This window comes from Jannaschia sp. R86511 (genome assembly GCF_042466345.1).
Lineage (GTDB): Bacteria > Actinomycetota > Actinomycetes > Actinomycetales > JBBAYJ01 > Aquipuribacter.
In genome coordinates, this window is the sequence record NZ_JAXHCD010000001.1 from 3306882 (window position 1) to 3321611 (window position 14730).

14 protein-coding genes and 1 pseudogene are annotated in these 14730 nt (G+C 76.3%); 9 read left to right on the forward strand and 6 right to left on the reverse strand.

What is annotated here, in order from left to right; translation table 11 throughout:
* Nucleotides 1-21 precede the first annotated feature (21 nt).
* The gene (gene treZ / locus SJY06_RS15465; RefSeq protein WP_380168432.1) at nt 22-1812 is read left to right on the forward strand and encodes a malto-oligosyltrehalose trehalohydrolase; all 1791 of its coding nucleotides are present in this window, start codon (nt 22-24) and stop codon (nt 1810-1812) included.
* Nucleotides 1813-2161: 349 nt separating this feature from the next.
* On the opposite strand, the gene zapE is transcribed toward treZ, so the two are convergent.
* Complete coding sequence (zapE, locus tag SJY06_RS15470; protein ID WP_380168433.1) at nt 2162-3214, reverse strand: cell division protein ZapE; 1053 nt, start codon at nt 3212-3214, stop codon at nt 2162-2164.
* Between the two features lie 83 nt (nt 3215-3297).
* On the opposite strand from zapE, the gene SJY06_RS15475 reads away from it, so the two are divergent.
* The 4 genes and pseudogenes from SJY06_RS15475 to SJY06_RS15490 all read left to right on the forward strand — a co-directional run.
* On the forward strand, nt 3298-4188 hold the full coding sequence (locus SJY06_RS15475; protein ID WP_380168434.1) for a sulfurtransferase: 891 nt from the start codon (nt 3298-3300) through the stop codon (nt 4186-4188).
* Nucleotides 4185-4628: a SufE family protein gene (locus SJY06_RS15480; protein ID WP_380168435.1), complete on the forward strand. Its 444-nt coding sequence runs from the start codon at nt 4185-4187 to the stop codon at nt 4626-4628. Before SJY06_RS15475 ends, SJY06_RS15480 begins: the two co-directional genes overlap by 4 nt.
* Nucleotides 4621-5409: a dihydrofolate reductase family protein gene (locus SJY06_RS15485; protein ID WP_380168436.1), complete on the forward strand. Its 789-nt coding sequence runs from the start codon at nt 4621-4623 to the stop codon at nt 5407-5409. Before SJY06_RS15480 ends, SJY06_RS15485 begins: the two co-directional genes overlap by 8 nt.
* A 230-nt stretch (nt 5410-5639) precedes the next feature.
* Nucleotides 5640-5888 (forward strand): annotated as a pseudogene (locus tag SJY06_RS15490) (VOC family protein); the annotation flags it as partial.
* A 49-nt stretch (nt 5889-5937) separates the two neighbouring features.
* Here SJY06_RS15490 and SJY06_RS15495 read toward each other — a convergent pair.
* A complete protein-coding gene (locus SJY06_RS15495) occupies nt 5938-7167 on the reverse strand; it encodes an alpha/beta hydrolase (RefSeq protein WP_380168437.1) in 1230 nt (409 codons plus the stop codon).
* Between the two features lie 116 nt (nt 7168-7283).
* Between SJY06_RS15495 and msrB the strand changes: the two genes are divergently transcribed.
* A complete protein-coding gene (gene msrB / locus SJY06_RS15500) occupies nt 7284-7763 on the forward strand; it encodes a peptide-methionine (R)-S-oxide reductase MsrB (protein ID WP_380168438.1) in 480 nt (159 codons plus the stop codon).
* 7 nt (nt 7764-7770) lie between these two features.
* Here the strand turns inward: msrB and SJY06_RS15505 are convergent, their stop codons facing one another.
* Nucleotides 7771-9390: a methyl-accepting chemotaxis protein gene (locus tag SJY06_RS15505; protein WP_380168439.1), complete on the reverse strand. Its 1620-nt coding sequence runs from the start codon at nt 9388-9390 to the stop codon at nt 7771-7773.
* 123 nt (nt 9391-9513) lie between these two features.
* Here SJY06_RS15505 and SJY06_RS15510 point away from each other — a divergent pair, with 123 nt between their 5' ends.
* The gene (locus SJY06_RS15510; protein WP_380168440.1) at nt 9514-9963 is read left to right on the forward strand and encodes a GNAT family N-acetyltransferase; all 450 of its coding nucleotides are present in this window, start codon (nt 9514-9516) and stop codon (nt 9961-9963) included.
* Nucleotides 9964-9976: 13 nt separating this feature from the next.
* Here the strand turns inward: SJY06_RS15510 and hemQ are convergent, their stop codons facing one another.
* From hemQ to hemE, 3 genes are read right to left on the reverse strand one after another with little or no spacing between them, the layout of a single operon-like run.
* Nucleotides 9977-10693 (reverse strand): hydrogen peroxide-dependent heme synthase, encoded by a 717-nt coding sequence (gene hemQ / locus SJY06_RS15515; protein WP_380168441.1) that lies wholly within the window; start codon nt 10691-10693, stop codon nt 9977-9979.
* Nucleotides 10694-10738: 45 nt separating this feature from the next.
* Nucleotides 10739-12217, reverse strand: coding sequence for a protoporphyrinogen/coproporphyrinogen oxidase (locus SJY06_RS15520; protein ID WP_380168442.1), 1479 nt, complete (start codon nt 12215-12217; stop codon nt 10739-10741).
* Complete coding sequence (hemE, locus tag SJY06_RS15525) at nt 12214-13278, reverse strand: uroporphyrinogen decarboxylase (RefSeq protein ID WP_380168443.1); 1065 nt, start codon at nt 13276-13278, stop codon at nt 12214-12216. Before hemE ends, SJY06_RS15520 begins: the two co-directional genes overlap by 4 nt.
* A gap of 88 nt (nt 13279-13366) precedes the next feature.
* Between hemE and SJY06_RS15530 the strand changes: the two genes are divergently transcribed.
* Both SJY06_RS15530 and SJY06_RS15535 read left to right on the forward strand, forming a co-directional pair.
* Nucleotides 13367-13972: a DUF3000 domain-containing protein gene (locus SJY06_RS15530; RefSeq protein ID WP_380168444.1), complete on the forward strand. Its 606-nt coding sequence runs from the start codon at nt 13367-13369 to the stop codon at nt 13970-13972.
* 123 nt (nt 13973-14095) lie between these two features.
* Nucleotides 14096-14692 (forward strand): response regulator transcription factor, encoded by a 597-nt coding sequence (locus SJY06_RS15535; protein WP_380168445.1) that lies wholly within the window; start codon nt 14096-14098, stop codon nt 14690-14692.
* Nucleotides 14693-14730: the final 38 nt, after the last annotated feature.

A 14730-nucleotide genomic window follows, 5' to 3' on the forward strand; every position in this document is an offset into this window, starting at 1 on the left:
CGCGTGGCAGGGTCGTCCCCGATGAGCCACACCTTCGCCGTCTGGGCGCCCTCGGCCGGCGCCGTCGACCTCGTCCTGGTCCGGGACGCGACCGGCCCGGACGACGGCCAGCGCACCGTCAAGCCGATGAACCGGGCCGACGGGGGCTGGTGGCACCTGGCCGTCGGCGGGGCCGGCCACGGCAGCGACTACCTGTTCTCGGTCGACGGCGGCGACCCCGTCCCGGACCCCCGGTCGGCCTGGCAGCCGTTCGGGGTGCACGGGCCGAGCCGGCTCTTCGACCCCTCGACGCACCACTGGGGCGACGACGGCTGGCGCGGGCGCGACGTGCGCGGTGCGCTGCACTACGAGCTGCACGTGGGCACGTTCACCCCCGAGGGCACCCTCGACGCGGCCGTCGGCCGACTCGACCACCTGGTGGCCGCCGGGGTCGAGGTCGTCGCGCTCATGCCGGTGGCGGCGTTCCCAGGTCGTTGGGGCTGGGGCTACGACGGCGTGCACCTGTTCGCGGTCCACGACCCCTACGGCGGCCCGGCCGCCCTGCAGCGCCTGGTGGACGCCTGCCACGCCCGCGGCCTGGCCGTCAGCCTCGACGTCGTCTACAACCACCTCGGTCCCGCCGGCAACTACACCTCGGTGTTCGGGCCGTACTTCACCGACGCGCACGAGACGCCGTGGGGCCAGGCGGTCAACCTGGACACCGAGCACGCGGCCGAGGTGCGGCGCTGGATCTGCGACAACGCGCTGCGCTGGTTCCGGGACTTCCACGTCGACGCGCTGCGCCTGGACGCCGTGCACGCCATGGTCGACGACAGCCCGCGGCACATCCTGGCCCAGCTGGCCGACGAGACGGCGGCGCTGGCCGACGGCCTGCGCCGGCCGCTGTCGCTGGTCGCCGAGTCCGACCTGAACGACGCCGTCATGGTGACCCCGACCGCCGACGGGGGCCTCGGCATGACGGCCCAGTGGGACGACGACGTCCACCACAGCCTGCACGCCCTGCTGACGGGCGAGCGCCAGGGCTACTACGCCGACTTCGGCAGCCCCGAGGTGCTGCGGACGGTGTGGCGGGAGGCGTTCTGGCACGCCGGGCGCCACTCGTCGTTCCGCGGCGGGACGTGGGGCGCGCGCGTGCCCGAGGGCGTGTCCGGGCACCGGTTCCTGGCCTTTGCGTCCAACCACGACCAGGTGGGCAACCGGGCGACCGGTGACCGGCCCGCGGCCGGCATGTCGCCCGGCGAGGTCGCGGCGTCGCTGGCCCTGGTGCTGACCTCCCCGTTCACCCCCATGCTGTTCATGGGCGAGGAGTGGGGCACCCGGCAGCCGTTCCAGTTCTTCACCGACCACGGCGACCCCGACCTGGCCCGGTCCGTCAGCGAGGGCCGGCGCCGGGAGTTCGCCTCGCACGGCTGGGACGCCGACGAGGTCCCGGACCCCCAGGACCCCGCCACCCGCGCCGTGTCCGTCCTGCCCTGGGGCGAGGAGGAGCACGGCACCCACGCCGGCCTGCTGGCCTGGACCCGGGACCTGGCCGCGCTGCGCCGTCGTGAGCCCGACCTGCGCGACGACGACCTGGCCTCGGTGGACCTCGAGGCGGGCCCGCCCGACGAGGACCGCGACGACGAGCGGCCGGAGTGGCTGGTCGTGCACCGCGGCTCCTGGCGCGTCGTGGTCGTCCTCGCCGCCCGCGAGACCCGCGTCCCGCTGCACGGTGGCGGCCACGTCGAGCGGCACTGGGGCCCGGCCCGCGCCGACGGCCACACCGTCGTCGTCGACGGCCCCGGCGTCGCCCTCGTCCGCCTGCACCCCTAGCCGCGATCAGCGCACCCACCCACCCCACCTCGCCCACCTCGCCGAGAAGGCCGGATCAGCCCACCCACCTCGCCGAGAGGGCCGGATGAGCTCACCCAGCGGCCCGGACCGCGACGATCCGGCCCTCTCGGCGCACGCCCGGGGTGGGCACAGCCTCCCCGGCACCGGTCCGCCGAGAAGGCCGGATCGGCCTCCCCACTTCGCCGAGAAGGCCGGATCAGCACGCACAGCGGCCCGAACCGAGACGATCCGGCCTTCTCGGCGGGGCCGGGCCGGGCGGCCGGGGGGACCGGGCGGCGGGGCAGGGCGGCCGGCCGGGGCCGGCAGGTCCAAGGGCGGCGGCTCGGGGTCAGGTGGGGCGGGGCTCGCGGGCCAGGGCGGTGAGGCGGCTCAGGGCGCGCAGGTACTTCTTGCGGTAGCCACCGGCCAGCATCTCCGGGGTGAACAGCTCCGACAGCGGCACGCCCGAGGTCAGCAGCGGCAGGCCCCGGTCGTACAGCCGGTCGGCGAGGACCACCAGGCGCAGCGCGACGTTCTGGTCCGGCAGGGCCGTCACGTCGGACCAGCCGACCTCCTGCACACCGTCCAGCATGGTCCCGTAGCGGCTCGGGTGGACGGTGGCCAGGTGCTCGCACAGCGCGCCGAAGTCGTCGACCGTGGCCCCGTCCCGGGAGCGCAGCGCGGCGACCTCGTCGGCCGAGGCGGGGACCGGGGCCCGGGGGGCGCCGCGGTGGCGGTAGTCCTCGCCGTCGACCGTGACGACCTCGAACAGCCGGCCCACGGCCTGGATCTCGCGCAGGAAGTCGTCGGCCGCGAACCGGCCCGTGCCGAGCGCGTCGGGCAGCGTGTTCGACGTGGCCGCCAGCCGGGTGCCGGAGTCGGCCAGCTCCCGCAGCAGCCGGGCCATGAGCACCGTGTCGCCGGGGTCGTCGAGCTCGAACTCGTCGATGCAGACCAGGTCGGCGCCGGACAGCGCGGCCACAGCCCCGCGGAAGCCGAGCGCCCCGGCCAGGTTGGTGTACTCCACGAACGTGCCGTAGTACCGCCGCCCGGACGCCTCGTGCCAGGCCGCCGTCAGCAGGTGCGTCTTGCCCACGCCGAAGCCGCCGTCCAGGTAGACGCCCTGCGCCGCGTCGGCCGTGCCGCCGCGGGAGGTGTCCCGCCGGCCGAGCAGGCGGGCCAGCCCCCCGCCCCGGCCGCGGTCGTCGGCACCCGCGCCGGTGGCGGCCGCGAAGCGCTCCAGCCGGGCGCGTGCGGCGGCCTGCGACGGCTGGGCCGGGTCCGGCTCGTAGGTGGCGAACCGGGCCTGGGCGAACCGCGGCGGGGGCACCAGGTCCGCCAGCACGCGGTCCCGGTCCAGGGACGGGTGGCGGTCCACCAGCCGCCCCGACCCTGCACGCACGAGGCAGCACGCTACGGGAAGCGTGCGGCGCCCGCCGGAGTTGGCAGGATGGACGCACCAGCCGCACCGACGAAGGAGACGCAGTGCCCATCGAGCACGACACCGCAGCCCGGCTCGCCGCCTACGCCCACCCCGAGCGCCTCGTCACCACCGACTGGCTCGCCGAACGGATCGGCACCCCCGGCCTGGTCGTCCTGGAGTCCAGCGAGGACGTCCTGCTCTACGAGACCGGCCACATCCCCGGTGCCGTCAAGATCGACTGGCACACCGAGCTCAACGACCCGGTGACCCGTGACTTCGTCGACGGGGCGGCCTTCGCCGAGCTGATGAAGGCCAAGGGCATCAGCCGCGACGACACCGTCGTCGTCTACGGCGACAAGAACAACTGGTGGGCCGCGTACGCCCTGTGGGTGTTCAGCCTGTTCGGCCACGCCGACGTACGCCTGCTCGACGGCGGCCGCACCAAGTGGGAGGCCGAGGGCCGGGCCTACACCACCGACGCCCCCACCGTCCCGGCCGCCGAGTACCCGGTGGTCGAGCGCGACGACGCCACCCTGCGCGCGTTCATGCCCGACGTCGTCGCACACATCGGCAAGCCGATGGTCGACGTCCGCTCGCCCGAGGAGTACACCGGCAAGCGCACCCACATGCCGGCCTACCCCGAGGAGGGCGCGCTGCGCGGCGGCCACATCCCCGGGGCGCAGTCGGTGCCGTGGGCCCGCGCGGTCGCCGACGACGGCGGCTTCAAGACCCGCGAGGAGCTCGAGGCGATCTACCAGGGCGAGAAGGGGCTGTCCCCCAGCGACGACGTCGTGGCCTACTGCCGCATCGGCGAGCGCTCCAGCCACTCGTGGTTCGTCCTGACCCACCTGCTGGGCTTCGAGAAGGTCCGCAACTACGACGGGTCCTGGACCGAGTGGGGCAACGCCGTGCGCGTCCCGATCGTCAAGGGCGAGGAGCCGGGGGCCGCGTGAGCGGGCTGCCCGGGCGCTTCGACGCCGTGGTGGAGGACTTCGAGGCGCTGGAGGAGCGGGAGCGCCTGGAGCTGCTGCTCGAGTTCGCCAACGGCCTGCCCGACCTGCCGCCGCACCTGGCCGAGCACAAGGACCTGATGGAGCCGGTGCCGGAGTGCCAGTCCCCCGTCTTCGTCCACGTCGAGGTCGACGGCCGCGGCCCGCAGGCACCCGTGCAGGTGTACCTGAGCGCCCCGCGCGAGGCGCCGACCACGCGTGGCTTCGCGGCCATCCTCGCCGAGGGCATGACGGGCCTGGACGCCGAAGGGGTGCTGAGCGTGCCCGACGACGTCCCCGACCGGCTCGGCCTCGACCGGGCCGTCAGCATGCTGCGGCTGCGGGGCATGTCCGGCATGCTCGGCCGGATCCAGCGGCAGGTGCGTGAGAAGGCCGGTGTCTGACCTGGACGTCCTGCTGGGCCCGGGGGCGCACGACCCGGCGCGGCTCGACCGGTCCGACGTCGCGGCGCTGGCCGCGGCCTACGACTGGCCCGAGCCGGCGCCGGGTCGGGCCACCTGGGTGCGGGCCAACATGGTGGCCAGCCTGGACGGGGCGGTCGCCGGGGACGACGGCCGCTCCGGCAGCGTCAGCAGCGACGTCGACCGGGAGGTGTTCCGGGTGCTGCGGGGCCTGGCCGACGCGGTCCTGGTCGGGTCCGGGACCGCGCGCACCGAGGGCTACGGTCCGGCCCGGCCGCACCCGGACCTGCAGGACCGACGACGGGAGCGCGGCAGCGCCGAGGCGGCCGTGGTCGTGCAGGTCACCCGCTCCGGTGACGTCGAGGCCGGCCAGGGCATGTTCGACGGACCCCACCACGGCCTGGTGGTGATGGCCGACGGTGACGACGAGGCCGTGCGGCGGGCCCGCGGCACGGCCGGGGCGGACCAGGTGCTGCTGGCCGGGCACGTCGACCACGGCGGGGTGGACCTGGCCGCGGCGCTGGAGCAGCTGGCCGGGCGCGGCCTGACCCGGGTGCTGTGCGAGGGCGGGCCGTCCCTGCTCGGCGCGCTGGCGCAGGCGGACCTGCTGGACGAGCTGTGCCTGACGACGAGCCCGGTGCTGGTGGCCGGCGGCGCGGACCGGGTGGTCACGGGAGCCGGGGTGGACCCGCGCGACTACCGGTTGGCCTCGCTGCTGCACGCCGGCTCGACGCTGCTCACCCGGTGGGTGCGCGAGCGCTGACGCGGGCGAAGGCGCGCCTCGGGGACCCCGCCGGGCCGGCGGCCTGGGTGACGGGACGACGCCCGCACCGTTGTCGGTGCCGTCACCTAGGGTCCCGGCCATGCTGGACCACCTGGGAGTGCCGGTCGCCGACGTCGAGGCCTCGAAGACGTTCTACCTGACCGTGATGTCGCCGGCCGGCTGGCACGAGGCGGTCCGCATCCCCACCGACGCCGGCCCGGTGGTGGGCCTCGCCGCCGCACACGGTCCGCCAGCGTTTCTGGCTGAGCCCGTCCTCGGGACCCGAGACCCGCGAGCTGCACGTGGCGTTCTCGGTGGCCGACCGAGCGGGCGTGGACGCCGTGCACGCTGCCGCCCTCGCGGCCGGCGCCGAGGTGCTGCACGCCCCCCGGGAGTGGCCGGAGTACCACCCCGGCTACTACGCCGTGTTCCTGCGCGACCCGGACGGGCACAACGTCGAGGCCGTCACCCACCACTGACGCAGGTGCGGGAACGACTGCTCTCCCGGTCTGCCGAGGGGCGGTGCGATCAGCCGCCCAGCCCGAGCTCGGTCCGTAGGTACTGCTCGACCACGCGCTCCCACCGCTCGGGGTCCACGTTCCACTCCTGGCAGTGCCGGGCCCCGCGGAACGCGACGTGGGTGACCAGGTCGGGCCGCGCCTGGGCCAGCGCCCGCGACGGCCCCGAGGGGACGAACTCGTCGTCGTCGGAGTGGATCACGAGCATGCGGTGGCGCAGCTCGTTGGCCCGGGCCACCCAGTCGAAGCGGTCCAGCTCGACCGGCCCCTCGACCCCGAACAGCTTGTCGGCCTGCTTCTGGCCCAGCAGCTCCAGGCCGAGCCGGGCCATCCACACGGGGACCCGGTTGACCTTGGCCTGGTGGTCCAGCACGTCGGCCCACGACACCACCGGGGCGTCGAGCACCACGGCGCTCACCACGTGCAGCAGCCGGGAGCGCGACAGCAGCTGCAGGACGATCGCCCCGCCCATCGACCAGCCGAACAGGACCACGTGCGAGGCGCCCCGGCGCAGCGCGAGCCGGATGGCGTGCTCGATGTCCGCCCACTCCGTGTCGCCCAGGTGGTATCGCCCACCGGGCAGGGCCGGCGCGTCGGCGTCGTTGCGGTAGCTGGGCACCACGGTGGGGATGCCCATCCGGTGCAGCACCGGCACGGCGCGCAGGCACTCCTCCCGCGTGGCGCCCCGGCCGTGGACCAGCACCGCCCAGGTGTCGCCGCCCGGCAGCCCCGGCGCGGGGGGCACGACCCACGCCGGCAGCGGCCCGACCTCGCCGTCCAGCACCACGTCCTCGTGGTCCAGGCCCAGCGCGCTGGTCGGCGTGCCGGCGTAGTAGTACGGGTTCCAGCGGGCCGGGCCCACCTTCATGGGGCCGTCGACCTCGACCAGCTCCCGGGTCACGGTGGGGCCGTCGGCCCGGATCACCTCGCCCAGCAGCGCGTGGCTGGTGCCGCCGGCCAGCCGCAGCCCGAACCGGCCCCGGGCCACGGTCTCGTCGGTCGCCCGGACGGTGACCGTGCCCGGTCCCACGCTCAGCACCTCGGTGTCATCCGGCTTGAGCCGCTCCGGGGTCAGCACCCGCCGCACGAAGTAGGCCGCCACGGCGCTGACCAGCGCCGAGAACAGCAGCCCGGCCGCCAGCGCCGAGCCGGCGACCACGAGCGCCCCGGTCAGCGGTCTGGCCGCGGGCGCGGTCCGGGTCTCCGGCGGGACGGGCTGGGAGCGGGGGCGGCGTCGCACGGGCCGAGTCTGGCAGGAGCACCGGCCCGTTGCGGAACAGCGCACGCGACCGGCTCGTTGGCACCGGCAGGAGCGACGCCGGTACGCGGCGCGTGCCACGGAGAGGGGTACCTGACATGCTCGGTTTCTCGAGGTCGTCCGACCGCACCGGCGCCGACGAGGCGGCCGCGCCCGCCGAGGAGCAGGCCCGCTACCCCAAGGCCCGCACCGACGCGGAGTGGCGGGAGAAGCTGTCGCCGCAGGAGTACCAGGTGCTTCGCCTGGCCGGCACGGAGCGTGCGTTCACCGGTGAGTACACCGACACCAAGGACGTCGGGGTCTACTCCTGCCGCGCCTGCGGCACGGAGCTGTTCCGCAGCGAGCAGAAGTTCGAGAGCCACTGCGGCTGGCCGTCGTTCTACTCCGCCCTGGCCGGCGACGCCGTGGAGGAGATCACCGACACCTCCATGGGCATGAGCCGGACCGAGGTCCGCTGCGCGGCCTGCGGCTCCCACCTGGGCCACGTCTTCGCGGGCGAGGGCTACGACACCCCGACCGACCTGCGCTACTGCATCAACTCGATCAGCATGGACTTCCGGCCCGGCACCACCGCCTGAGCCCCGCTCAGACCCGGAAGCGGGCCACCTGGGAGCTCAGCCCGGTGGCCATCCGGGCCAGGTCGTCCACGGCGGCCCGGGTCTCCCGGGCCGCCTCGTCGGTGCTCTCCGCCGCCTCGGCCACCCCGGCGATCCCCGCGGCGATGTCGCCGGACCCGGCGGCGGCCTGCGACACCCCGCGCGACATCTCGGCCGTGACCGCCGTCTGCTCCTCGACCGCGGAGGTGATGGACACCTGCAGGTCGTTGATCGAGCCGATCACCTCGGCCAGGCGGGACAGCTGGTCGGTGGTGCTGGCGGTGCCCGCCTGGATGGCGCCCACCCGGGTGCCGATGTCCTCGGTCGCCTGACCGGTCTCGTGCGCCAGCTCCTTGACCTCGCTGGCCACCACGGCGAAGCCCTTGCCGGACTCCCCCGCCCGGGCGGCCTCGATCGTGGCGTTCAGGGCGAGCAGGTTGGTCTGCTCCGCGATCGAGGTGATGGCGGCGACCACGCTGCTGATCTGGTCGCCCGAGGACCCCAGCTCGGCCATGGTCCGCTCGGTGGCGGCCACCACCTGGACGGCGTCGGCAGCGACCCGCGCCGCCTCGCCCGCCGCGCGGGCGATCTCGTCGATGGACGCGGTCATCTGCTCCGACCCGGCGGCCACGGTCTGCACGTCGGAGGACACCCGGCCCGCGGCCTGCGACACCGCGGCGGCCTGCTCGGCGGAGCGCCGGGCCCCGGCCTCTATCTGCTGGGAGGACCGCGTCAGCTCCTCCGCCGCGGCTGCCAGCGCGTGCGCCCCGGCCGCCACCTCGGAGACCAGGCCCCGCATGGTCGTGGTCGCGCGGTCCAGCGCCTCGCACGTGAGGCCGACCTCGTCGGTGGCGGTCACGCCGGAGCGGACGGTCAGGTCACCGTCGGCCAGGGCGGTGGCGACGTCCTGGAGCCGTCGCAGCGGCCGGGTCAGCGACCTGACCACCAGCCCCGCCAGCGTCAGCAGCAGCACCACGGCCGCAACCGTCGACATGAGCAGCACGGCCACCGCGGTGCGGCGCTGCTCGGCGACGTCGGCCTCGGCCGCCTCCGCGAAAGCGGTCACGGCGTCACCGACCTGGGGCAGCCGGGCCTCCAGGTCGTCGAACCCGACGAGGAACTCGGGGTAGGCCGCCCCGGCCGCGTCGACGTCGTCCTCGGCCAGCGCGACCAGGGCCTCGGCGCGGGCGAGGTAGTCGGTCACCCCCGGCATGACGTCGGCGACCGCGGCGTCCACGGCCGGGTCGAGGTCCGCGTCGGCCACGGCCGCCAGGCGGTCGGTCATCAGGGCGCCGTGCTCCTGCAGGTCGGCGGCGGCCACCGCGTACGCCGGCCCGCCGCTCTCCCGCATCGCCTGCAGCACGTCGGCGCGGACGGCGTCGTGCATCATGTCCGCCTCCAGGCCGGCCCGGGTGGCGTCCGCGGCGGCCAGCAGCTGGTGGCTGGTGCGCTCGGTCCCGAGCAGCCCGTCCATGCCGACGGCCCCGGCCACCACGGCGGCGAGCGCGGCGACCACGACGAGCGCGGCCATCCGGCTGCGGATGCTGCGGTCGGACAACCAGGCCATCGGCCCCCGGGCGGGGACCGCCTCGGTCGTGGTGCTGGACATGGTCGCTCCTCGGGGGACGGTGGGCCCCGCCCGCGCGGGTGGGGCCGGTCCGTGGATCGACGGCCCGACAGCCGACCTTGACCGCGGCGACCGGATCTCGGCCGGCCGGTCTACCCTGCGCCTGTGACGCACGTGCTGGCCCGGGCGGGCATCGAGGACCTGGCCGCGCGGCAGCTGTACGAGCTGCTGCGGCTGCGGAGCGAGGTGTTCGTGGTGGAGCAGGACTGCGTCTACCCCGACCTGGACGGGCGGGACCTGGAGGCGGGCACCGAGCACCGCTGGGCCCACGAGGCCGACCGGCCGGAGCAGGTGCTGGCCTACCTGCGGGTGCTCGTGGACCCCGGGGCGAGGCGGATCGGGCGGGTCGTCACCAGCCCGGCCGCGCGCGGTCGCGGGCTGGCGGGCGAGCTGGTGGCCGCCGTGGTGACCGAGCACGGCCCGGGCACCCGGCTGGTGCTGGACGCCCAGAGCCACCTGGCCGACTGGTACGCCCGGTTCGGCTTCGGCCGCGACGGCGACGACTTCGTCGAGGACGGCATCCCGCACACGCCGATGGCCCGCCCCGCCGGCTGAGCGGGAGGGCGCCTCAGGGCAGGGTCTGCACCAGCGCGTCGAGGTCCGCCCGGGGCCCGGTGAAGAACGGCAGCTCCTCGCGGACGTGGCGCCGCGCCTCGGTGGCCCGCAGGTCGCGCATCAGGTCGACGATGCGGTGCAGCTCGTCGGCCTCGAACGCCAGCAGCCACTCGTAGTCGCCGAGGGCGAAGGACGACACCGTGTTGGCGCGGACGTCCGGGTAGGGCCGGGCGGCCTTGCCGTGGTCGATGAGCATCTGGCGCCGCTCGTCCTCGGGCAGCAGGTACCACTCGTAGCTGCGCACGAACGGGTAGACGCAGCAGTACCCCCGCGGGTCCTCCCCCGCCATGAACGCCGGCACGTGCCCGCGGTTGAACTCGGCCGGCCGGTGCAGGCCCATGACCGACCACACCGGCGAGAGGTGCCGGCCCAGGCCGCTGCGGCGAAGGGCGTGGTAAGCGGCCTGCACCGTCTCCACCCGGGGCGCGTGCCACCAGACCATCAGGTCGGCGTCCGCGCTCATCCCGCCCAGGTCGTACCAGCCCCGCACCACCAGGTCCTGCTCGGCCTGCAGCGGGGCCAGGGCCTGCTCCACCTCGGCGACCAGACCGGCCCGGTCGCCGCCCGGCAGCGCCTCGGTGGAGGCGAACACCGACCAGGCCGTGTACCGGATGGTCGCGTTGATGGAGTCGGCGGCGGCCTGGGCCTCGGGGGTGTCGTGGTGGCTCATGGGCCCAGTATCCCGCCGGGGCCCGGTTCGCGGCGGACCGGGGCCTCAAGCCAGGACGGCCGCCGCGGCGGACCGGCCCGACCCGATGCACGCGGGCACGCCCACCCCGTCGAGCCACGCCCCGGCGACGGCGAGGCCTGGGACGGCGGCCACCTCGGCGCGGACGGCGGCCACCCGGGCGTGGTGCCCGACGGTCTGCTGCGGCAGCGCCCCGCCCCAGCGGACCACCTCGGCCGCCGACACGTCGGGCTCGCCCTGGAGGCCGTCCACGGCCAGCAGCGTCCGCAGGTCGCGGCGGGCCAGCGCGACCAGGTCCGCGTCGGCCAGGTGCAGCACGTCCTGCTCGCCGCGCCGGCCGTAGGACACGCGCACCAGCTGACGGTCGGGGACGGCCTCGGCGAGCCAGTCCCACTTGCGGCTGCTGAACGTGACGGCCTTGGCCCGGACCCCGGCCGCAGCCGCCTCCCCCGGGGGGACCAGCAGGCCTGAGCGCAGCGGCACCGGCGAGCGCAGCGCCAGCGCGACGACACCGACCGAGACCACCGGGACCTCGGCCAGCTGCTCGGCGGCGCCCGGCACCGGGCCGGCCAGCAGCCGGCGGGCCGGGACCACGGGCAGGGCGAGCACGACCGCGTCCGCGGCCAGCGTCCCGACGCCGGTGCCCGCCTTGGCGTCGGCGGGCGAGCCGTGCACCGACCAGCCGGACGCGGTCCGCCGGACCTCGTGCACCAGGCACCCCGTACGTACCTCGGCTCCGTCGCGGCGCAGCCGGTCGACGGCCGTGGCGACCAGCCGGGCCATGCCGCCCCGCAGGCCCGTGAAGACCGGCGCCCCCGGCACCGCCGCCGCCCCGGCCGCCGCCACGGCGTCGGCGAACGGCCGGCCGGCGCGCCACGCCTGCCACAGGGCGGGCACGGTGGAGCGCAGCGACAGCTCCTCGGTCAGCCCGGCGTGCACCCCGCCCAGCAGCGGCTCGACCAGCACGTCGAGCACGGCCCGGCCCGCCTCGGCCACGACGGCCTCGGCCACGCTGACGTCCTCGGCCGCGCCCCCGCCCCCGGCTCCGGCGTGCGCCCCGGCCCCCGCCCCGCCACCGCCACCGCCACCGGTCGACGACCCGTCCCGGGCCCGGGCGGCCATGGCCGCCCGGGTCAGCGCCACCTCCTCCGGGCGCAGCGCCACCGCCAGGTCCGTGGCGTCACCGGGCACGCCCATGACGGTGCCCCCGGGCAGGGCGCGCACCCCGTCGCGGCGCCAGACCGCCGGCCGGGCGCTGCTGGGGCTGACGAGCTCGTCGCCCAGACCGAGGCGGTGCACCAGGTCGACGCCCTCGGGCCGGCGGGCCAGCAGGGCCTCGACGCCCACGTCCAGGGGCGCACCCGCCAGCCCGCCGCGGCGGACCAGGCCGCCGGCGACCGGGCCGGCCTCGAGCACCGTGACCCGCGCCCCGGCCCGCACGAGGTCCAGCGCGGCGGCCAGGCCGCTGGCCCCGCCGCCGACCACGACCACGTGCTGCGGCCTCATGCGTCCCGTCGCTCCCGCAGGGCCTGCGTCTCGGCCGTCCGGTCGAAGCCGTGGACCAGGTCGACCAGCCGGGCCAGCTGGTCAGGGTCGGTGGCCGGCAGCACGCCGTGGCCGAGGTTGAACACGTGGCCGGGCGCGGCCAGGCCCGCCCGCAGCACCTCGGTGGCCTTGTCCGCCACCACGGGCCACGGCGCCAGAAGCAGCGCCGGGTCGAGGTTGCCCTGCACCGGCCGCGGGGTCCCGGCGGCCTCCAGCCGGGCCAGCGCCTCGTCCAGACCGAGGTGGGCGTCGACGCCGACCACGTCGGCGCCCGCGGCGGCCAGGGCGGGCAGCAGGTCCTGGGTGCCCGTGCCGAAGTGGATCCGCGGCACGTCGGTGACCTTCGCCAGCACCCGGGCCGAGTGCGGCGCCACGAAGCGCTCGTAGTCGCGGCGCGACAGCGCGCCCGCCCAGGAGTCGAACAGCTGCACCGCGGCCGCCCCGGCGTCGACCTGCACCCGCAGGAACCGGGCGGTGATGTCGCCCACGGCCTCCAGCAGCGCCGCGAACAGGCCGGGGTCGGCGTGCATCATCGACTTGGTCGCCGCGTGGTCCCGGCTCGGGCCGCCCTCGACCAGGTAGCTGGCCAGCGTGAACGGGGCCCCGGCGAACCCGAGCAGCGGGGTCTCGCCCAGCTCGGCCCGGGTCAGCCGCACGGCCTCGGCCAGGAACCCGAGGTCCGCTGGCGGCAGCGCGGCCAGGGCGTCCACGTCGGCCGCCGTGCGCACCGGCGCGCCCATGACCGGCCCGGTGCCGGGGACGATGTCCACGTCGACGCCGGCCGCGTGCAGCGGCACGACGATGTCGCTGTAGAGCACGGCCGCGTCGACGCCGTAGCGGCGGACCGGCTGCAGGGTGATCTCCGCGACCAGCTCGGGCGTGCGGCAGGCCTGCAGCATGGCCGTGCTGCCGCGGGCGACCTTGTACTCCGGCAGCGAGCGGCCGGCCTGCCGCATGAACCACACCGGGGTGCGCTCGACGGGCTCGCCTCGGGCGGCGCGGACCAGGTCGGGGGTGCTCACGTCCCGATGGTGTCACCTGCCCGCAGCCGGCCCGGACACGCCCGGGCCGTACCGCCGCTGGGCCCCGTGCGCGACCTACTCTGCCGTGGTGACCTCCATCCGGTCCTCGGCGTCGTCGTCCGCCGTGTTCGACGAGGCGGTGGCCGCGCTGCGCCGGGTCCAGGTGCGCCCCGAGGTCCGGCTCGACGAGATCCCCGCGCCGCGCCGGGTGGCCCCGTTCGCCCACGCCGTCGAGGGTCACGTGGACCTCTCCTCGCTGCGCGCGACGGACGACGACGAGGACGGGGACGACGCCGAGGAGGCCGGCGGGCGGTTCGTGCTGCTGCACGACCCCGACCGGCCCGAGGCGTGGGGCGGTGACCTGCGGGTGATCGCCCTGGTCAAGGCCGTCGTGGAGCCGGAGCTGGCCGAGGACCCGATGCTGGCCGACGTCGCCTGGGCCTGGCTCGGGGAGGCGCTGGTGGCCCCGGACGCCCCGGCGCACCGGCTGGGCGGCACCGTCACCCGGGTGGTGTCGGAGAGCTTCGGGTCGCTGTCGGACCGGCCCGCCGCGATCCAGGTGGAGCTGCGCGCGTCGTGGACCCCGCTGGGCCCGCTGGAGGCGCAGCTGGGCGCCTGGGCGGACGTGCTGTGCCGGCTGGCCGGGCTGCCGCCGCTGCCCGCCGGCGTCAGCGCCCTGCCCCGCCGCCGCTGACCCGGACGTCGCGTCGCCCGTCGTCCCGTCGTCCCGTCGCACGCGGTCCTCAAGGTCGCGCTCCGCTGCGCCGATGAGCCATTCGGTGAGGCAGACGCCTGCCACCGGACGAGGAGGCACCCCATGACCACCGTGGTCGAGCGCGCTCGGATCCCCCTGACCCGGGGGCGGTTCCACGCCGCCGTCGTCGCGGGCTCCCCCGGCCTGCGCGAGTCGCTGGCGCGGGTCCTCACCTCGCTGGGGGCCGCGGACGTCACCACCGTCGGCCTCGCCGAGGAGGCGCGCTCGCTGGGGCGCGGCACCCCCACGTCGCTGGTCGTCGTGGAGTGCCAGCTGCCCGACGGCTCCGGCATCGCCGCGGTGGAGACGCTGCGCTCGATGGGCTGGACCCGCACGGTCCTGCTGTCGCAGTCGACCGACCCCTTCACCGTGCGCGGTGCCCTGATGGCCGGCGCGCGGTGCTTCCTGGTCACCAACCGGCCCACGACCCCGACCGGCCAGCCCGGTCACGTGGACCCGGGCGTCGAGCAGCTGTCGGCGCGCGAGGTCGAGGTGCTGGCCCTGGTCGCGGACGGTCGCTCCAACAAGGAGGTCGGCGAGTCGCTCGGCCTGTCCGCCCTCACCGTCAAGAGCCACCTGGCCCGGATCGCCCGCAAGCTGGGCACGGGCGACCGCGCCGAGATGGTCGCCATGGCCATGCGGGCCGGCGCCGTTACCTGAGCGTCCCGGGACGCCGCCGCGGCACGCCCGGACCCCCC